The organism is Streptomyces sp. NRRL F-4489, from assembly GCF_001509485.1.
In the GTDB taxonomy this organism is placed as follows: Bacteria; Actinomycetota; Actinomycetes; order Streptomycetales; family Streptomycetaceae; genus Streptomyces.
In genome coordinates, this window is sequence record NZ_LLZI01000015.1 from 1 (window position 1) to 18,546 (window position 18,546).

At 77.4% G+C, this 18,546-nt stretch carries 12 protein-coding genes; 5 read left to right on the top strand and 7 right to left on the bottom strand.

Annotation, left to right across the window (positions count from 1 at the left end; all coding sequences use genetic code 11):
* Positions 1-174 precede the first annotated feature (174 nt).
* The 3 genes from ADL22_RS03190 (at position 175) to ADL22_RS03200 (ending at position 5,500) form a co-directional block, all read left to right on the top strand.
* The gene (locus tag ADL22_RS03190) at positions 175-2,637 is read left to right on the top strand and encodes a TIM-barrel domain-containing protein (protein ID WP_066973587.1); all 2,463 of its coding nucleotides are present in this window, start codon (positions 175-177) and stop codon (positions 2,635-2,637) included.
* A 96-nt stretch (positions 2,638-2,733) separates the two neighbouring features.
* Positions 2,734-3,639, top strand: coding sequence for a M15 family metallopeptidase (locus ADL22_RS03195; protein WP_066973589.1), 906 nt, complete (start codon positions 2,734-2,736; stop codon positions 3,637-3,639).
* Between the two features lie 148 nt (positions 3,640-3,787).
* On the top strand, positions 3,788-5,500 hold the full coding sequence (locus tag ADL22_RS03200; RefSeq protein WP_066973591.1) for a GGDEF domain-containing protein: 1,713 nt from the start codon (positions 3,788-3,790) through the stop codon (positions 5,498-5,500).
* A gap of 80 nt (positions 5,501-5,580) precedes the next feature.
* Here the strand turns inward: ADL22_RS03200 and ADL22_RS03205 are convergent, their stop codons facing one another.
* The 5 genes from ADL22_RS03205 to ADL22_RS03225 form a co-directional block, all read right to left on the bottom strand.
* Complete coding sequence (locus ADL22_RS03205) at positions 5,581-6,192, bottom strand: GTP-binding protein (protein WP_066973594.1); 612 nt, start codon at positions 6,190-6,192, stop codon at positions 5,581-5,583.
* A 204-nt stretch (positions 6,193-6,396) separates the two neighbouring features.
* Positions 6,397-7,305, bottom strand: a complete 909-nt coding sequence (locus ADL22_RS03210; RefSeq protein ID WP_079063807.1) for an alpha/beta fold hydrolase — start codon at positions 7,303-7,305, stop codon at positions 6,397-6,399.
* Between the two features lie 38 nt (positions 7,306-7,343).
* Positions 7,344-7,757, bottom strand: a complete 414-nt coding sequence (locus ADL22_RS03215; RefSeq protein ID WP_066973596.1) for a DUF742 domain-containing protein — start codon at positions 7,755-7,757, stop codon at positions 7,344-7,346.
* Between the two features lie 31 nt (positions 7,758-7,788).
* Positions 7,789-8,214, bottom strand: a complete 426-nt coding sequence (locus ADL22_RS03220) for a roadblock/LC7 domain-containing protein (protein ID WP_066973598.1) — start codon at positions 8,212-8,214, stop codon at positions 7,789-7,791.
* Positions 8,211-10,841 (bottom strand): nitrate- and nitrite sensing domain-containing protein, encoded by a 2,631-nt coding sequence (locus tag ADL22_RS03225; RefSeq protein WP_066973599.1) that lies wholly within the window; start codon positions 10,839-10,841, stop codon positions 8,211-8,213. Before ADL22_RS03225 ends, ADL22_RS03220 begins: the two co-directional genes overlap by 4 nt.
* A 325-nt stretch (positions 10,842-11,166) precedes the next feature.
* On the opposite strand from ADL22_RS03225, the gene ADL22_RS03230 reads away from it, so the two are divergent.
* The gene (locus ADL22_RS03230) at positions 11,167-11,592 is read left to right on the top strand and encodes a hypothetical protein (protein WP_420711530.1); all 426 of its coding nucleotides are present in this window, start codon (positions 11,167-11,169) and stop codon (positions 11,590-11,592) included.
* 271 nt (positions 11,593-11,863) lie between these two features.
* Positions 11,864-12,667: an IclR family transcriptional regulator gene (locus ADL22_RS03235; protein ID WP_066973603.1), complete on the top strand. Its 804-nt coding sequence runs from the start codon at positions 11,864-11,866 to the stop codon at positions 12,665-12,667.
* A gap of 61 nt (positions 12,668-12,728) precedes the next feature.
* Here the strand turns inward: ADL22_RS03235 and ADL22_RS03240 are convergent, their stop codons facing one another.
* Together ADL22_RS03240 and ADL22_RS03245 are read right to left on the bottom strand one after the other, a co-directional pair.
* Complete coding sequence (locus ADL22_RS03240; RefSeq protein ID WP_066973604.1) at positions 12,729-17,402, bottom strand: hypothetical protein; 4,674 nt, start codon at positions 17,400-17,402, stop codon at positions 12,729-12,731.
* Positions 17,403-17,458: 56 nt separating this feature from the next.
* Positions 17,459-18,433 (bottom strand): hypothetical protein, encoded by a 975-nt coding sequence (locus ADL22_RS03245; protein ID WP_066973606.1) that lies wholly within the window; start codon positions 18,431-18,433, stop codon positions 17,459-17,461.
* Positions 18,434-18,546 lie beyond the last annotated feature (113 nt).

The window sequence follows — 18,546 nt, forward strand, 5'->3', positions numbered from 1 at the left end:
CACCAGGGTGGGCCGCGGATTGCGGGGGTGGCGGTGGGGGCCGGGGGGTCTGTCCCGTTTGGTGGCGGGGTTCCCGGCTACGGGGGCGCGGGGCGGGCCCGGTGGCGCGGGGCGCAGGTGAACGGCAGTTGAACGGTGCCCGCACGCGGGGTCGCGGGTGGCAGGCTGACCGGCATGGACGGGCGTGATCTGGTGCGGTCGGTGCGGATGGTCAGGGCGGTCGGGGCGGCGCAGGGGCTGCGGTCGGTGCGGGCGGCGTGGCGGCGGAGCAGAGCGGACGCGCGGGCGCTGCCGCGGCGGGGGGCGGAGCGGGCGCGGGTGCCGGGTGAGGCGTGCGGGGCGGAGCCGCTGCCGGGCGGCGGGGTGATCCGTTTCGCGCGGGCGTCGCTGCGGGTGCGGGTGGCGGCGGGCGGGGCGGTCTTCTGCGGCTGGGACGGGGCCGGGCCGGAGCCGTCGTACGCGCTGGCGGGGGCGTGTCCCGAGGTGGATCCGCGGGTGGTGCTGGAGCCGGATACCGGGGGCGGCTGGCGGATCGTCTCGGAGCGGGTGCTGGTGGTGGTGTCCCGGTACGGCGCGGTGGAGGTGCGGACCCCGGGTGGGGCGATGCTGCGGCGGGAGCTGCCGCCGCGGTGGTGGGACCGGGTGGCGGAGGGTGCGGCGGGCGGCCCGGTGGACGGGGGCGGCGGTGCCGGCCCGGAGGCCGGGGCGGACGGGGGCGGGCCTTGCGGGGGCGCGGCCGGGTCGCGGTGGGTGCAGCGGTCGGAGGTGGCGGCGGACGCGCGGTTCTTCGGGCTGGGCGGCCGGTCGGGCGGGCCGCGGCTGCGGGACGGGGTGTACCGGCTGTGGAACACCGATCCGGGCGGCGCGTTCCGGCCGGGCGACGATCCGCTGTACCTGACGATGCCGGTGCAGCTGGTGGTGGCGGACGCGGGGACGCACCTGGTGTTCCACGACAGCTCCTGGGACGGCCGGGTGCTGCTGCGCGAGGGGGCGGAGGGCGCCGGGTCGGGGCACGACCGGCCGGGGACGTGCGAGCTGCGGATGGACGGCGGGCCGCTGCGGTACTGGGTGCTGGCGGGGACGCCGGCCCGGGTGCTGGCGGGGTGGACGGCGCTCACCGGGGCGGCGGCCGTGCCGCCCCGGTGGGCGCTGGGGTACCAGCACGCCCGGTGGGGGTTCGGCGGCGCCGACGGGGTGCGGCGGGTGGTGGCGGGCTATCGGGAGCGGGGGCTGCCGCTGTCGGCGGTCCATCTGGACATCGACCACTACGACGGGCACCGGGTGTTCACCGTGGACCGCGCGGAGTACCCCGATCTGCCGGGCCTGGCGCGGGAGTTGGGGGACGCGGGCGTGCGCCTCGTGTCGATCGTGGACCCGGCGGTGAAGGCGGAGCCGGGGAACGCGGTCTACGACGGCGGGGCGGCGGTGGACGCCTTCGTCCGGGACGCGCGGGGGCGCGAGGTGCGGGGGGTGGTGTGGGCGGGTGAGTCGGCGTATCCGGACTTCACCGACGCGCGGGTGCGGAAGTGGTGGGGGGCGCTGTACGCGGAGCGGCTGGCGCAGGGCTTCGCGGGGTTCTGGCACGACATGAACGAGCCGGTGTCGTTCGCGGCGTTCGGGGAGCCGACGCTGCCCCGGTCGGCGCGCCACGACCTGGAGGGGCGCGGCGGCGACCACCGGGAGGCGCACAACGTCTACGGGCTGGCGATGGCGCGGGCGGCCTATGAGGGGCTGTGCGAACTGCGGCCCGGGGAGCGGCCGTTCCTGTTCTCCCGGTCGGGGTGGGCGGGGATGCAGCGGTACGGGGGGACGTGGTCGGGGGATGTGGCCACCGGGTGGCCGGGGTTGCGGGCGTCGCTGTCGCTGGTGATCGGGCTGGGGCTGTGCGGGGTGCCGTACAGCGGGCCGGACGTGGGCGGGTTCTCGGGGGTGCCGTCGCCGGAGCTGTATCTGCGGTGGTTCCAGCTGGGCGCGTATCTGCCGCTGTTCCGGACGCATTCGGCGCTCTGGGCGGGGCGGCGGGAGCCGTGGGCCTTCGGGCCGGAGGTGCTGGAGCACGCGCGGGCGGCGCTGCGGGAGCGGGCGCGGCTGCTCCCGTATTTCCTGACGCTGGCGCAGCTGGCCCGGCTGTCGGGGGCGCCGTACGCGCGCCCGGTGTGGTGGGGGGCGCCGCGCGACCGGGCGCTGCGGGACTGCGAGGACGCGTTCCTGCTGGGGGACGCGCTGCTGGTGGCGCCGGTGCTGGAGGCGGGCGCGGTGCGGCGGGCGGTGCGGCTGCCGCGCGGCCGGTGGTACGACACCGCCACCGGGCGGGCGTACGACGGGCCGGGCCGGGTGTGGGTGGAGGCGCCGCTGTCCCGTATTCCGGTGCTGGCGCGGGGCGGTGCGGTGCTGCCGGTGGCGGGCGCGGACGGCGGGACGGAGCTGGAGGTGTGGGCGCCGGCGGCCGGGCGGACCGGCGGCGGGGTGGTGGTGCCGGACGGCGGGGACGGCTGGCGGCGGCCGGCGGTGGAGCGGTTCACCTCGCGGTGGGAGGGGGGCCGGGTGGTGGTGGAGCGGCGGGACGGGAGCCCGGCGGGGTATCCGGTGCGGGTGCGGGGGCTGCCCGGGGAGGGCGGCGGGGCGGCCGGTGGCTAACGGGGCGGCGGGGCGGGCCCGTTGGGGCGCGGGGGTGGTGGACCGGTGCCGACCGGGGGCTTCCCCGGGGCGGGCCGCGCCTGGTAGACGGGGGCCATGCCGAGACTCGCTGTTATCCGGCGCGGCCTGGCCGCCGCTGCCGCCGCGCTGCTGCCCCTGACCGCGCTGCCGTCGAGCGCCGCCGCGGCGCCCGTTGGGGAGCCCGCGACCGTACCGCCGCCGCGGGCCGCCGGCGCGGGACCGGGCGCGGACGCGGGCACCACGCCGGGCGCCCGGGACCCGAAAGCCCCGAAGGATCCGAAGGCGCCCGGGGAGTTCGTGGCGCTGCGCGACGTCGACCCCACGATCCTCCAGGAGATCCGGTACGCGACCCCGCACGATTTCATGGGCGTACCGGTGACCGGCTACCGGCAGCCGATGTGCGTCCTGACCCGGGACGCGGCCCAGGCCCTGCACCGGGCGCAGATTTCCTTCCTGCGGCGCGGGTATTCCCTGAAGGTCTACGACTGCTATCGCCCGCAGCGGGCGGTGGATCATTTCGTGTCCTGGGCGAAGGACCTTTCCGACCAGCGGATGAAGGCGGAATTCTATCCGCGGGTGGACAAGTCGGTGCTGTTCCGGGACGGCTATATCGCGGAGAAGTCCGGGCACAGCCGGGGCAGTACGGTGGATCTGACGCTGGTGCGGCTGCCGGCCCTGCCGACCAGGCCATATGTGCCCGGGGAGCCGCTGACGCCGTGCTTCGGGCCCAAGGCCGAGCGCTTCCCGGACAATTCGCTGGACATGGGCACCGGATTCGACTGCTTCGACACCCTCGCGCACACCCTCGACCCGCGGATCAAGGGCAAGCAGCGGGCGAATCGGCTGCTGCTGAAGTCGGGGCTGGAGCGGGCCGGGTTCGTGAATTACGCGGACGAGTGGTGGCACTACACCTTCACGCCGGAGACGTTCCCGGACACGTATTTCGATTTCCCGGTGGCGCGGAGTTCGCTGCGGCACTGACACCAAAGGGCGCCGCGCCACCGGCTCCCGGGGCGGGGGCGCGTGCGACGGGCGCGCCCCCGATCCCGCTCCCGTACGCTCCGGAAGGGTGCGTGAACAGTGCGTGAACGACGCGCCGCCGGCGCCCCGGGGGCGGCATCCTGCTGCCGTGCCTGCCTGGACGGACCAGCTCCGCTTCGCTTTCCAGCCCGTGGTGAATCTCGCGACCGGTTCGGTCGCCGCGCTGGAGACCCTCGCCCGCCCCGAGGACGGCGAGACCGACGTGCTGTCGTGCGCGCGTCACTGCCCCGATCTGGACGCCGAGTTGGCGGCGCGCGCGGTGCGGGCCGCGGCCGAGCAGGAGACGCCGCTGCCGCTGCACGTCAATGTGTGCGCGGGGACGGTGGCGCGGCGGCCCGGGCTGGCGCCGCTGGGCGCTGCGGTGCGGGCCGCGGGGCGGCGGCCGTGGGAGATCACCCTCGATCTGGTCGGCCCGTTCACCGGGCTTCCGGAGGAGGAGCTGCTGGCGTCGGTGGCGGGGCTGCGCGACGAGGGCTACCGGATCTGCGCGGACGGGGTCGGGGACGGCGGGCTGCCGCTCCGGCTGCTGGGTGAACTGGCGCCGGACCTGGTCAAGTTGGACCGTTCGCTGTGCGCGGGGCTGGCGCGGGACCCGGGGCGGCAGGCGGTGGTGGCCGCGATGCGGCAGCTGTGCGAGCGGGTGGGCGGGCTGCTGGCGATCGAGGGGGTGGAGACCGAGCGGGAGTACGCGGCGGTGCGCCAGGCGGGGGTGCAGCTGGCGCAGGGGCATCTGTTCGCGCCGCCGTCGCGGCGGGCGGCGGCGGAGGTGTACCTCCCGGATCCGCCGGCGGTGCCCGGCCGGGCCGCGCCGGACCGGCCGGCGTCGGGGCCGCCGGTGGCGCAGTTCCTCCAGCCGGCGGCGCTGCTGCCGATGTCGGCGTCGGCGGGCGCGGTGCGCAGCCATCTGACCGGATTCCCAGGGGTGTCGGGGGTGCTGCTGGTGGACGCGGACGGGGTGCCGGTGCGGGCGATCAACCGCGACCGGTTCCTGCTGTCGCTGTCCGGACGCTACGGGCACGCGCTGTACGCGGACCGGCCGGCGCTGCGGCTGGCGGACCGGCCGCGGACGGTGGGCGCGGACGCCACCGCCTGGCAGGTGCTGGACATGATCGCGGACGGTGAGCGGGACCGCACCGGCGACGATGTGGCGGTGGTGGACGAGCGGGGCCGGTGCATCGGGGTGGTGCATCTGGCGGACATCCTGCGGGCGCTGGCGGAGAGCCGGGTGGAGGAGGCGGCGCGGCTCAACCCGCTGACCCGGCTGCCCGGTTCGGACGCGGTGATGGCGGAGGTGGACCGGCGGATCGCGGAGGGCCGGGAGTTCGCCCTGAGCTGGCTGGACGTGGACGGTTTCAAGCAGGTCAACGACGGCGCCGGGTTCGCGGCCGGCGACGAGCTGATCCGGGCGGTGGGGCGGACGCTGGCGGAGGTGGCGGCGGACGAGCCGGCGAGCCGGGTGGGGCACATCGGCGGGGACGACTTCCTGGTGCTGGCCGAGCCGGACCGGCTGGAGCCGTTCGCCAAGGGGCTGCTGGACGTGGCGTGGTCGGCGGGCGGGCGGCCGGTGACGCTGTCGCTGGCGACGGTGGTGTGCCCGCCGGGCAGCGTCACCGGGCACGGTGCGGCGGCGGCCGCGCTGGCGCCGCTGAAGAAGGCCGCCAAGGACCTGCCGGGGGCGAGCTGGGTGGTGGGGCGGCCGGGCGCGGAGGGCACCGAGGTGCGGCGCGGCGCGGTCCCCGGGGGGCCGGGGGCGCCGGGCGGCCCGGGGGCTCCCCCGCTGCCGTGCCCCGCGCGGCCGTGACGTCCAGGAGCGAAGGCCCGGGCGCGCCGGCGGACGGCCCGCTTCCGGGCGGCGGGGGGGCCGTCCGGCTCCGCGCCCGGTCAGGGCAGCGCGGGCTCCGGGTGCCGGGCGTTGCGCCGCATGGCGTGCTCGACGACGGCGATCAGCACGTCCCGGGCGGAGTCCCGCTCCCGGGCGTCGCAGTGCAGTACGGGTACCGCCGGGTCGAGGTCCAGGGCGTCCCTGACCGCCTCGGCGGGGTAGCGGTCGGCGCCGTCGAAGCAGTTGACGGCGACGACGAAGGGCAGGCCGCGGCGTTCGAAGTAGTCGATGGCGGCGAAGCTGTCGGCCAGCCGGCGGGTGTCGGCGAGCACCACCGCGCCGAGCGCGCCGCCGGCCAGGTCGTCCCAGAGGAACCAGAAGCGGTCCTGGCCGGGGGTGCCGAAGAGGTAGAGGACCAGGCCGTCGTGGACGGTGATCCGGCCGAAGTCCATGGCGACGGTGGTGGTGGACTTGGCCTCGACGCCGTGCAGGTCGTCCACCGGGCGGCCGGCCTCGGTCAGCCGCTCCTCGGTGCGCAGCGGCCGGATCTCGCTGACCGCGCCGACCAGGGTGGTCTTGCCGACGCCGAAGCCGCCGGCGACGAGGATCTTGAGCGTGACCGGCTCGGCCGGCCCGGGCCGGCGGCGGCGCTCGGAACGCCCGAAGACCATGCGATTCCTTCTCCTGATTGACCGGGGACGCGGGAGGGGCACCGGGACGGCGCGCGGCCGTACCGGGTGCGGGTAGGCCACCGGCGGCGGCCGTCAGTGCACCGTACAACGTGGGCCCCACGGCGCCCACTTGAGGTCCCGTCCGATCGGCGGGGCCGGCGGGCAGAGGCCCGCCAACCGTCCCAAAAGGACCGTGCGGGCGGCTCAGTTCCGCCGGTGGGCGGCGAGGTGGCCGAGGATCTCCGGGACGACGCGGGCCGGGTCCTCCTCCGGCAGCCAGTGGCCGGCGCCGGTCAGCTCCGCGAAGCGGTAGGGGCCGTCCACCCACTCCCCCGTCGCCTCCGCCGCGGTGCGGCCCAGGGCCGGGTCCTCGCTGCCCCACAGGAAGAGGGTGGGGACGGTGATCCGGCCGGCGGGCACCGAGAGCACCCGCTCGGGGGCGCGGTACCAGTTCAGGGTGGCGGTCAGCGCGCCCGGCTGGGCGAGCCGGCGGACGTTGGCCTCGACCAGGTCGGCGGGGACCTGGCCGCCGTAGACGGCGCGCAGCCGGGCCGCGCCGTCGGCGAGCAGCGCGCCCTCGGCGGCGCCGTCCGGGCGGCGGAAGAAGCGGACGTAGTCCAGCCGGCGGTGCTGGTCGGGGTCGCCGGCGGCGGCGCGGTCGAGCGCTTCCGGGTGCGGGGTGGCCAGGACGGTCAGCGACGCCAGCCGCTCGGGGTGGGCGCCGGCCAGGGCCCAGGCGACGATGCCGCCCCAGTCGTGCGCGACGAGGTGGAAGCGGCCGGTGCCCAGGGTGCCGGCGGCGGCGAGCGCGTCGGCGACGAGTTCCGGGACGGCGTAGTCGGCGATGCGGGGCGGGCGGGCGCCCGGGGAGTAGCCGCGCTGGTCGACGGCGAGCGCGCGGTAGCCGGCGGCGCCGAGGGCGGGCAGCACGGCGCGCCAGGAGTCGGCGAACTCGGGCCAGCCGTGCAGCAGCAGCACCGGTTCGCCGCCGGCCGGTCCGCAGGCCAGGGCGTCGAAGGTGTGCGGTCCGGCGGGGATCCGGAGGCGTTCGAGGGGGGCGTCCGGCGCGGTTTCGCCGGGCCCGGGGTCGTGCGGCGCGGGGGTGGCGGCCATGGCGGCGGGCTCCTCTCGGTCGGGTGGGCGGCGGGCCGTCACAGGGCGCGCAGGCCGTCGATGACCTCGCGCAGTACGTCCGCGTCGGGGAGTTCGGCCGGCGGCACCGGGCGGGTGACGTGCACCAGCCCGGCGTCCAGCAGATCGCCGATCAGGACCCGGACCACGCCGACCGGCAGGTCGAACTCGGCCGCCAGCTCGGCGACCGACTGCGGCGCCTCCCGGCACAGCTCGACGATGTCGAGGTGTTCCGGGGAGAGCGTCTGGTCGGTGATCGGCTCCTCGGCGCGGCTCTCCGCGATGACCAGCGCGATCAGGTCCAGCCGGTCCTCGGCGGCCGTGCGGGTGCGCCCGCGCGTCATCGCGTACGGGCGGACGACGGGGCCGGCCTCGTCGTCGAACCAGCGGGCCGGCTCCCGTCCCGGTCCCGGCCGGCCGTCCTGATCGGTCATGGCGCCACCGTAGTCGTACTCGGGCGGTGGGTCAGGACCGGGGCGCGGTGCCCAGGTGCGTGCCCACGCGCTTGACGAGCAGCGTCATCTCGTAGGCGACCAGCCCGATGTCGGAGTCGGCGTCGGCGAGCACCGCCAGGCAGCTGCCGTCGCCGGCCGCGCTGACGAAGAGGAACGCGTCGTCCAGCTCGACCATGGTCTGGCGGACCTGGCCGGCGTCGAAGTGCCGGCCGACGCCCTTGGCCAGGCTGTGGAAGCCGGAGGCGACCGCGGCCAGGTGCTCGCTGTCCTCGCGGGTGAGGTCCTTGGAGGCGCCGGTGGCCAGGCCGTCACTGGAGAGGACCAGTGCCTTGCGGATGCTGCCGACCCGCTCGACCAGCTCGTCCAGGAGCCAGTTCAGCTCGCCGGATCCGTGCGGCGAGACGGCGGTGGTCGCTGTTGCCTTCGGTGCGGTCATGGACCGTCCTCTCCCGATGTCGTTCGTGGTGCGCTCGCGTCCCCGGGGGCGGCGTCGCCGGCGCCCGGGTCCGGGGATGCGGGGGTCTGCGGGGCCTCGCCGTGCTCCCGGCGGGCGCGCTGCCAGCCGCGCTGGAGCGAGGACATCCGGGAGCGGACGGCCTCGGCATCGCGGTCGGCGGCGGGCGGGGCGGCCGGTGCGGCCGGTCCGGCCGGTCCGGCCGGACGGTCCGCCGGGGGCCCGCCGGCCGGGTCGGTCCTGAGCTGCGGCGCGAGGCTGGCCTGGCGGACGCGGCGGGGCAGGCCCTGGGGGGTGGTGGCGGGCGGTTCCGGAGCGCGGTCCGGAGCGTCCGGGGCTTCCCCGGCTTCCGGGGAACGGTCCGCGGCGCGCGGGCCGTCGGCCGTACGCGCCCCGTCCACCGTACGGCCGTGGTCGGACACCAGCACCGGCGGGCGGGCGCGGCGCGGCAGCGGGGCGGGGGCGCCGGTCGGTGCCTGGTCGCCGGCCTGCTGGTGCTGCTCACCGGACGGGACGGCGGTGGGCCGGGGCCGGGCGGGCGGCCGGTCGCGCTCCGCCGGGGCGTCCTCGGCGCCGTCCCGGCGGACGCGCCGGGGCAGCGGCACCGGGATCTGGGCCAGCGGGTCGAGGGCGGGGGCGTCGTCGCCGGTGTCCGGCGCGTCGTCCGCGGGGCCGGTGGAAACGGCGGTCCGGCCGGTGTCCCGGCCACCGTCGCCGCCCTCGGTGAGCAGCGCGCCGGGGATGAGGACCACCGCGGTGGTGCCGCCGTACGGCGAGGGCTGGAGGGAGACCCGGACCCCCTGCCGCTGGGCGAGCCGGCTGACCACGAACAGGCCGAGCCGGTCGGTGTCGGAGAGCTCGAACTCGGGGGTCTCGGCGAGCCGGAGGTTGGCGTCCAGCAGCTGGTCGGGGGCCATGCCCAGCCCGCGGTCGTGGATCTCCAGGGTGAAGCCGCTGGGGACGCGTTCGCCGACGACCTGGACGGCGGTGTGCGGCGGGGAGAAGACGGTGGCGTTCTCCAGGAGTTCGGCGATCAGGTGGGTCAGGTCGGAGACCGCGGGCCCGTCCACCGCGAGCCGGGGCAGCCGGCGGACCTCGATGCGCTCGTAGTCCTCCACCTCGGCGACCGCGGCGCGCACCACGTCCATCAGCTGGACGGGCTTGCGCCACTGCCGGGAGGGGGCCGCGCCGGAGAGGATGACCAGGCCCTCGGCGTGCCGGCGCATGCGGGTGGTCATGTGGTCGAGGCGGAAGAGGTCGGCGAGTTCGTCGGTGTCCTCGGTGCGCCGCTCCATGGCGTCGAGGAGGGTCAGCTGGCGGTGCAGCAGGACCTGGCTGCGGCGGGCGAGGTTGACGAACACCTCGGAGACGCCGCGGCGCATCTCGGCCTGTTTGACGGCGGCCTCGACGGCGGCCCGCTGGAGGGTGTTGAGGGCCTGGCCGACCTGGCCGGTCTCGTCCGGGCCGAACTCCTCGCGGGGCGCCTCGGCCTCCACATCGACCCGTTCGCCGGCCGCCAGCCGGCGCATGACGCTGGGCAGCCGGACGCCGGAGACCTCGTGGGCGGTCTTGCGCAGGCGGGTCAGGTCCCGGACGTGCCGGCGGCCGATCCGCAGCGAGACGATGACCGAGACCAGCAGTGCGAGGAAGCCGAGGATTCCGGTGGCCAGCGCCTTGAGGACGATCCTGGTGGCGATCGGCTCGACGCGCGCCTGGTAGCGCTCGCCGGCGTCCTTGCCCATCCGGGCGAGGTCGCCGAGGACCTTCTCGGCGGCGGTGTTCCAGCGGTCGGCGTTGACGGCGCGCGCGGCGGTCGCCGGGTCGGCGCCGATGACGCGGTCCTCGTAGGAGGTCAGTTCGCGGGCGGCGGCGGAGTGCCAGTAGTCGTCGTAGACGCCGCGGTCGGTGGCGGGCAGGAGCGGGAGGTTGGTGCTGTAGAGGATGCGGCGCTCGGCGACCCGGTCGGACAGTTCGCGCTGGTCGTGGGCGGAGATGCTGCCGGAGGCGAGGACCGCGGACATCAGGGCGTCCTCGCGGGCGAACGCCTCGCGGGCGCGGGTGAGGTTGACCAGCGCGCGGCCCTGCTTGTCCATCTCGACGTTCTCCAGGGCGTGGAGCGCGGCGAGCAGGTCGTATCCGGGGTCGACGAGGGCGTCGTAGGACTCCAGGGCCTCGTCGCGGCCGAGGCGGTTGTCCTCGACCTGGGCGCGCAGCGCGTCGAGGCCGTCCAGGCCCTTGACGAAGGCGTCGACCCGGCGGCCGGCCTCGCCGGTGAGGTCGGAGCGGGCGTCCTGGGTGCCGACGTCGGCGCGCAGGCGGTCCACGGCGTCGTCGGTGGCGCGGCTCTGGCCGCGCAGCTCGGTCAGCGCGGTGGCGCCGCGGCGGTCGGCGAGGTAGAGCAGGCTCTGGCGGCGCTCGCGCTGGAGGGTCTGGATGACGTCCTCGACGGGGTAGCCGAGACCGCGGACGACGTTGCCGACGTCGAGGAGCTGATTCGCCTGGCGGCCGGTGACGTAGGTGGTGACGCTCCACATGACGGTCAGGGACACCAGCGGCACGAGCAGCAGCGCCACGATCTTCCGGCGGACCGACTTCCCGCGAAAGCGCATGGCCTCCCCTACGTCAACCCCGGCGCCGGGGATGGTGTTCCGTCAACAGCGGCGCGAGCCTACTACTGTCGGGGGGCCGATCCGAGGCCCGGCGGACGGGCCGGGCGCGCGGGCGGGAGGGGATCGTCATGACTTGTCCGGCGATGCCCGGACCGCGGGCCGCCGAGTGTGGCTATGGCCACCCGGGCGTGCGGCGGGCGGCGGCCCCGGCGGGTGCTTCGGCGCGCTCCGGTGCGTGGCCGGAGTGGGGGACGGCGGAGTGGACAGAAGCCCGGTGGGTGTGGCATGTATCCGGTGAAATCCGGGCAGCCGCCAAGGAGTCGGACTGCCGGGGCGGGGGCCGGGCGAGTACGGGGAGTGTGACGCGATGGACGGCGGCAGGCGTCCTTTGTGGCAGGAGGAGGCGGCGGCCCGGCGCCGGATGCCCGACCCGGTGCGGACGGCCGCGGTCCGCGCGGTGCTCGTCGTGGCGGTGACCCTGGTCGAGGCCATGGTGGCCTTCCTGTGCACCCTCGCGGGCTCGCTGTTCGCGTTCCCCGCGGTGCTCATGACGGTCGCCAGCACGATCGTGGCGACGTGGGCGGTGCTGGACGTCTGGGTGACGCGCCAGGTGTGGATCCAGCGGCACGGCGTCCGGTCCGAGCCGAGCAGCACCGCCCGGGAGCTGCGCCGGGAGCGGCGGCAGGCCCGCCGCCGGGAGCGCGCCGGAGAGCCGCGGGGGCAGGCGGGGACGGACCGCGCGGCGGCCTGACGGCGCGCGGGGCCGAGGGGGGCCGTCGTACGCGCGGGGCCGCGCGGGCCCGCGTGCGCCCGTCGTACGCGTACGCGGACGCCCGGCCGGGAGCCGCCCGGTGGCCGGCCGCTCGGTATCATCCGTCGCTCACGCGTCATCACCCGTCGCTCACGCATCGCGGCGCGTGGTGCGCGAGCGGAATCCGAGCCGGGTCCGGCCCCGCCGGGGCCGCCCGGGGAACGGCCCCCGGACGTGCCCTCCGGGGGCGGCGGGGGTGAAGGCGGGAGCCATGGCGGAGACGACCGGTACGGCGGCGGAGCACGGCGACGAGCGGCGGGCGGCCGGGTCCGTGCAGTCCGTGGAGCGCGCGGTGAGCGTGCTGGAGAGCCTGGCCCGGCTCGGCGGGGCCGGGGTCACCGAACTCGCCGCCGAGCTGGGCGTGCACAAGTCGACCGCGTTCCGGATCCTGGGCGTCCTGGAGAGCCGGGGGCTGGTCGAGCAGGAGAAGGAGCGCGGCAAGTACGTGCTGGGTACGGGGGTGCTGCGGCTGGCCGGGGCGGCGGCGATCCGGCTGGACATCTCGCAGGAGGGCCAGCCGGTGTGCCGGGCGCTGGCCGACGGCACCGGCGAGACCGCGAACATCGCGGTGCTCGACGGCGACGCCGCGGTCAACATCATGCAGGCCCGGGGCTCGGCCGCGGTGACCGCCTTCAACTGGCTGGGCCGCCGCACCCCTTTGCACGCCACCGCCAGCGGCAAGGTCCTGCTGGCGCATCTGCCCCGGGACCGCCGGGACGCGCTGCTGGGCCGTCCGCTGCCGCGGTTCACCGCGCACACCCTGACCGCGCCCGGCGCCGTACGGGAGCAGCTGGCGGACGTGCTGGCGGACGGATTCGCCCGGACCGCCGAGGAGTTCGAGGAGGGTCTGAACGCCGTCGCGGCGCCGGTGCGGTCCTACGACGGGTCGGTGATCGGGGCGATCGGGGTCTCCGGGCCCGCCTACCGGATGGCCCGGGAGCGGCTGCCGGAGCTGGCGGCGGCGTCGGTACGGGCAGCCGCGGACCTCTCGCGGCGGATGGGGTACGGCGGCTGAGGCCGGGGGCGGCGGCCGACGCCCGGCCGCACAGAAAGGCGCCGCCCCAGGTCCCCGCCGCTCACCCCCCGGCCGGCACCCCCGCCTCCGCCCCCTGGTCCGGCCGCCGGTACATCCGGGTCGCGGTGATCTGCCCGTGCACCGTCTCCGCGGCCGGATCGACCTGCGGCAGGCCGGGGCGCAGATGCTCCTCGACGCTGATGTACTTCAGGCCCGCGCGCAGGTCCGCGTCGTTGCGCAACCGGATGACCAGCGGGAACTCCGCGAGCGCGGTGGTGTCGAACAGGCCGGTGGTGTAGAGCAGCTGGACGCCGAGGGCGTCCGCGACGGCCCGCTGGAGCTCCAGCAGATACGTGGCGTTGGCCCGGCCGATGGGGTTGTCCAGGAACAGCGTGCCGGCGTGCCGCTGCTTGTCCCGGCCCCGGTCGTTGCTGCGCAGCGCGGCCATCGTGCAGTACAGGGCGATGGCGGCGGTCAGCAGCTGGCCGCCGGAGAAGACATCGCCCATCTGCCCGACCGGGACCCGCTCGGCGCGCAGCACCGCGTCCGGCTTGAGGATCTCCACCGCGACCCCGCGCGGCTGGAGCGCGGCGTGCACCCCGCGCAGCAGCAGGGACATCCCGTCCCGGCGCAGATCGCTGTTCTTGCGCACCGCGGCGCGGGTCGCCTCGTCGATCACCTCGCCGAGCCGCTCGGTGAGGGTGGCCTGGTCCGGGTCCTCGAAGCGGATCCGCAGGAACTCCTGGCCGGACCACTCCCCCAGGCCCTCGGGGAGCCGGGAGAGCCGCTGGGCCGAGCGCAGGGTGGTCAGCGAGGACTCCACCAGGCCGCGGAGGCGGTCCACGATGGAGTCGCGGTTGCGCTCCAGCTGGGCGAGTTCGTCGGTGAGCACCCGCAGGCGGGGCGCGAACGCCTCGGCCCACTTGGCGGCGTGGTCCGGCAGGGCCGCCGCGGGCAGCTCCCGGATCTGCTGCCGGGCGGGGGTGCGCACCTGCTCGTAGCGGGTGGAGTTGGCGTGCCGGACGAGGACGTCGGCGGCCTCGCGGACCGCGGCCTCGGCGGCGGAGAGGTCGGCGGCGCAGCCGCGCAGCGAGCGGCGGGACTCGGCGGCGGCCTGCCGGGCCTCGGCCGGGCTGCCCGGATACGGGTCGGCCGGCGCCTCCGTACCCTCCTCGGCGTCCGGATGGTCGCGCAGCAGATCGCGCAGCAGCGCGGCGGTCTCGTCGAAGCCGCCGGCGGCGTCCTCGGCGGCGCGGTGGGCGCGCAGCAGCTCCTCGTGCCCGTCGCGGGCGGCCGCCAGCGCCTCGGTGGCGGTGGCCAGTTCGGCGTTGGCGGTGCGCAGCAGCTCCTTGGCGCCCTCGGCGTCGGCGGGCACCAGCTCCTCGGGCAGCTCGGTGTGCGCCTCGCCGTCGGCGGGCGCCAGCCGCTCGGCCTCGCCGCGCAGCCGGCCCAGCTGCTCGCTGGCGGCCGAGGCGCGGCTCTCCAGCATCTGGACCAGCGACTCGGCGCGGGCCGCGGCGGCCTGGCGGGACGGGCCGTCGGCGGCGTCCGGGCTCTGGAGCAGCTGCTCGGCGCGGGTGCGGACCTTGTTGGTGAGGCGGTTCAGCTCGGCCAGGGCGGCGGATTCGTCGCCCTCGGCGCGGGCCTGCTCGGCGCGCAGATCGGCGCCGACGCCGACCTTCTCGTAGAGCTGGGAGGCGGCGCGGTACGCCTCGCGGAGCGCGGGCAGCGAGGCGGTGGGCGCCTCGGGGGCGTCGCCGAGGTCGTCGGGGACGCCGGCGATCTCGGCGCGCTCGGCGCGCAGCGCGCGGGCGGTGCGGCGGGCGTCGTCGGCGGCCCGCTGGGCGGCCCGGCGGTCCTCGTCGGCGGCTCGGGCGCGGTCCACGCACTCCTCGGCGCGGGCCTCGAACTCGGCGGCCTCATCGGCCAGTTCGCGCATCCGGGACTGCCAGCCGGCCCGTTCGCGGAGGCGGTGGGCGAGGCCGGCGAGGAGGTCGGCGGTGCGGCGGGCGCGCTGGGCGGCCTCCTGCCGCTCGTCGCGGACGCGGGTGGCCTCGGCGGCGGTCTCCTCGGTCTCGGCGCGGGCCGCGCGGGCCTCGGCCAGCTCGGCGGCGGCCTCCTCGGCGGCCGTACGGGCGGCCGCGGCGGCCTCGGCCAGCTCGGCGAGGCGGCCGGCCGGGCAGCCGGCGCGCCAGGAGGCGAGGCGGGCGGCGAGCGCGCGGTCCTGGCCGAGCCGGGCGGCCAGGGCCCGGATCTCCTCGTCGCGGGCGGTGGCGCGGGCGCGCAGGGCGCGGCGCTCCTCGTCGGCGGCGGACTCGTCGTGCATCGCCGGGTTGGGCGGGACGAGGAAGACGCCGGTGTCCTCGGCGTCCTGCGGCGGGGTGGGGGCGAGCAGGGCGGCGGCGGTGCCGACCGCGACGGTGGAACGGGGCAGCAGCGCGGCCTGGGAGAGCACCTCGCGGGCCCGGGCGTGGGTGTCCGGGTCGGTGATGATCACGCCGTCGACCAGCTCGGGGCGGGCGGCCAGCACCCGGGCGTGGTCGGCGGGGTCGACGGACTGGGCGAGGTAGCGCCAGCCGGGCAGCGCGGGGACGCCGTGCTCGCCGAGGTACTCCACCGCGGCCAGCACGTCCGGGCCGGGCGGCAGCAGCCCGCCGTCGCCCAGCGCGCCCAGGATGCGGGCGTCGTCGGCGGCGGCCGTGCGCAGGTCGAACAGCTGGCGCTCGGCGGCGGCGACGCCATCGTCGAGCAGTTCGCGCAGGGCGTCGGCGGCGCGGTCCACCTCCTCGGCGGTGAGCGGGCCGCCGGTGCGGCGGGCGGTGCCGGCGGACGGCCCGGCGCCGTCGGCGGTGCGCGGGCCGGGCAGCGGGAGGCCGGACGCCTCGGGCAGGCCGAGGAGTTCGGCCAGGCGCGGTTCGGCGCCGATCGACTCGGCGGCCCGGCGCTCGGCGTCGTGGGCGCGCTCGGCGGCCTGGGCGGCGTCCTCGGCGCGGGCCGCGGCCAGTTCGGCGGCGGAGTGCCGGGCGGCGGCCTCGCGGGCCCGCTCGGTGGCCCGGCGGGCGTCCTCGCGGGCCGCGTCCCAGGCGGCCACGGCGGTCTTCTCGGCGTCCGAGGCGGCGAGCGCGGCGCGGGCCGGGTCGGCGTCGTGGGCGGCGCCGTCGAGCCAGCCGGCCCGGACCGCCTCCTCGGTCTCCTGGGCGACCTCGGCGAGCCGCTGCTTGAGGTGCTCGGCCTCGCTGCGGGCGCGCTGGGCGCGGGTGGCGGCGGAGGTGGCGTCGCGGTGCGCCGACTCGCCGGCCTCCTGGAGGGCGGCGGACCGCTCCTCCTCCTCGTTGGCGACCCGCTCCCCGGCCTCGGCGGCGCTGTGCAGGGCGCGTACGAGGTCGGCGGCGGCGGTGGCGCGGGCGGCCAGGGCCGGGGCGGCGTCCCGTTCGGCCTCGCGGATGGCGGCGGCGACGCGGGCGGAGCGGTCGGCGGCGGCGCGGTGGCGCAGCGCGATCTCGGCGGCCTGCCAGGCGCTGTGCAGCGTCCGGGCGTCGTTGAGCTCGCGGCGCTGGGCGGCGGCGCCCTTCTCGGCGGCGGCCAGGGCCAGCGAGGCGTGGCGGTAGGCGAGTTCGGCGGAGACCAGGGCGCGGCGCTCGCGGGTGCGCTCGGCGTCGGTGACGCGGTGCGCGGCGCCGGCCACCGCCTCGGCCAGCTCGGCGGCCCGGCCGCGCTCCTCGGTGCCGCGGGCGTGCAGCCGCTGGGCCAGGGCGCGGGTGCGGCGCTCGGCGCCGGCGTGCACCTCGCGGGCCCGGTCGCGGGCCTCGGCGGCCTCGGCGATCCGGGCGAGGAGGTCCAGGGAGCCGGCGGTGAAGTCGCGTTCGGCGGTGAGCTCGGCGCGCCGGCCGAGTTTGTGGGCGAAGCCGTGGACGAGGTCGGCGAGGCCGTCGGTGTCGCGGGTGTCGGTGACGGCGCGCAGCAGCAGGTCGGTGAAGTCGGAGTCGTTCTTGACCGCGAAGAGGCCGGCCGCCTCGCCCTCGTCGGCGTTCATCTCGCGCTGGTAGCGGAAGAGTTCGGGGTCCAGGCCGAGGTCGCCGAGGTGTTCGTTCCAGCGCTCGTGGACCTCTTCCCAGACCACGTCCAGATTGGGGTAGTTCTTGCCGGCCTCGGTGAGGGCGTCGCGGAAGCCCTTCATGGTGCGGCGCCGGCCGTGCGCGCCGGAGCTGCCCTCGCCCTGCTCGGCGCGCGGGCGGACGAGGGTGGCCTCGGCGACCGGCAGGGAGTCCAGGCTCATACCCGGGCCGGGCCGGAAGCTGTACCACGCCTCGGCGAACTTGCGGGGGTCGTTGGAGACCTGGCGGCCGCGCCATTCGCTGACCTTGCCGACGACGACGGTCTCGCCGGTGAGGACGTGCTGCCATTCCAGGGCGACGTGGCCGCAGTCGTCGGCCAGCAGGAATTTGCGGAGCACGCCGGAGCTGGCGCCGCCGAGGGTGTTGCGGTGGCCGGGCAGCATCACCGAGAAGATCAGCTTGAGCAGGACGGACTTGCCGCCGCCGTTCTCCAGGAAGAGCACGCCGGCCGGGGCCGGGCGGCGCGGCGGGCCGGCCGGTTCGTCCTCGAAGAAGTCCGCCTGCGCCGGGGCGGGCTGGGGCACCGGCGCGCCGACCCCGCGCAGGTCCAGGACGGTGTCGGCGTAGCGCGCACCGGCGGGCCCGATGGAGTAGAGGCGGACCCGGGACAGCTCGTACATGGCGGACTCTCGTTGGTGGTGGTGGGTGGGTCGGTGGGCGGGCGCGGGCGCGGTGGTCAGCCGGAGTGGAACGGCAGGCCGGCCTCGGCGACGAGGTCGAGGTCGTCGCTCTCCTCGCCGGGCAGCAGGGTGGCGGTGCCGTCGGAGACCGGGACGATGCCCAGCTCCAGCAGTTCGGCCATGGCGGCGGTGCCGGCCATGTCGCGGACCTGGAGCTGGTAGCGGGCGGTGGTGCGGTAGGCGCCGCCGGCGTCGTCGCCGGTGCGCTGGAGGAAACCGGAGTCGACGAGGAAGGCGACGGCCTTGGCGATGATGCCGGTGGTGGAACCGGCCAGCCGGCGGGCGTCCTTGGTGGCGCCGGTGGCGCTGCGCCGGGCGTAGACCCGCCAGGCGGACTCCAGGCCGGGGGCGCCGGTGGCCGGGTCGGTGTTCTCGCCGTCCTGCTCGGCGCGCTCCTCCAGGCGGCGGCACGCCTGGCGGACGAAGGCGTCGACGCCGTTGACGGTGATCCGGCCGATGTAGCCGTCGTCGGCCAGGTCCTCGGGGCGGGGGAACGCCAGGGCGGCGATGGCCAGATGGGCCAGGCCGTGCAGGAAGCGGTCGGCGGAGTCGGCGGAGGCGCGGCGGGCGTAGTCGCCCATGCGGACCGCGAAGACGGAGTCCTCGGCGGCGGTGACGGCCATCCCGGCGCGGGTGGAGACCTCCAGGACGATCAGGCCGAGGCCGCCGGCGACGGCGTCGGCGAGCCGGGCGAAGGGGGGCTCGTCCCGATAGCGGCGGAGCAGGTCGGCGTAGTCGGCGTCGCGGGCCGGCAGCAGCTTGGGCTGGAGGCCGTAGGAGACCAGCCGGGCGGCGTCGGCGGCGTCGGCCGGGGTGACCGCGGGGGTGCGGGGCGGCTCGCCGGGCGTCTCCGGGGCGGGGCCGGCCGGGGCCGGGTGGGGGGCGCCGGCCGGCGCGCCCCAGGCCGCCTCGCCGGTGCCGGGCGCCGGGGCGGCGGGCTGCGGCGCCTCGCCGGCGTCGTACTGGGTCACGGGGCAAGCTCCTTGCGGGGGGCGGTCGGGGATATCGCGCGGCGCGGGGGGGGCGGGGCGGGCGCTATTGGGGGGGGGGGGTGTGGGGCCGGCGTCCGGCCGCCTCCGGGCGG

What these genes read in the sequence shown, in the direction of transcription:
- ADL22_RS03240 (WP_066973604.1), bottom strand. Translation starts at nt 17,402, where the DNA reads ATGTACGAGCTGTCCCGGGTCCGCCTCTACTCCATCGGGCCCGCCGGT.
- ADL22_RS03220 (WP_066973598.1), bottom strand. Translation starts at nt 8,214, where the DNA reads ATGACCGCACCGAAGGCAACAGCGACCACCGCCGTCTCGCCGCACGGA.
- ADL22_RS03225 (WP_066973599.1), bottom strand. Translation starts at nt 10,841, where the DNA reads ATGCGCTTTCGCGGGAAGTCGGTCCGCCGGAAGATCGTGGCGCTGCTG.
- ADL22_RS03190 (WP_066973587.1), top strand. Translation starts at nt 175, where the DNA reads ATGGACGGGCGTGATCTGGTGCGGTCGGTGCGGATGGTCAGGGCGGTC.
- ADL22_RS03195 (WP_066973589.1), top strand. Translation starts at nt 2,734, where the DNA reads ATGCCGAGACTCGCTGTTATCCGGCGCGGCCTGGCCGCCGCTGCCGCC.
- ADL22_RS03235 (WP_066973603.1), top strand. Translation starts at nt 11,864, where the DNA reads ATGGCGGAGACGACCGGTACGGCGGCGGAGCACGGCGACGAGCGGCGG.
- ADL22_RS03215 (WP_066973596.1), bottom strand. Translation starts at nt 7,757, where the DNA reads ATGACCGATCAGGACGGCCGGCCGGGACCGGGACGGGAGCCGGCCCGC.
- ADL22_RS03210 (WP_079063807.1), bottom strand. Translation starts at nt 7,305, where the DNA reads ATGGCCGCCACCCCCGCGCCGCACGACCCCGGGCCCGGCGAAACCGCG.
- ADL22_RS03205 (WP_066973594.1), bottom strand. Translation starts at nt 6,192, where the DNA reads ATGGTCTTCGGGCGTTCCGAGCGCCGCCGCCGGCCCGGGCCGGCCGAG.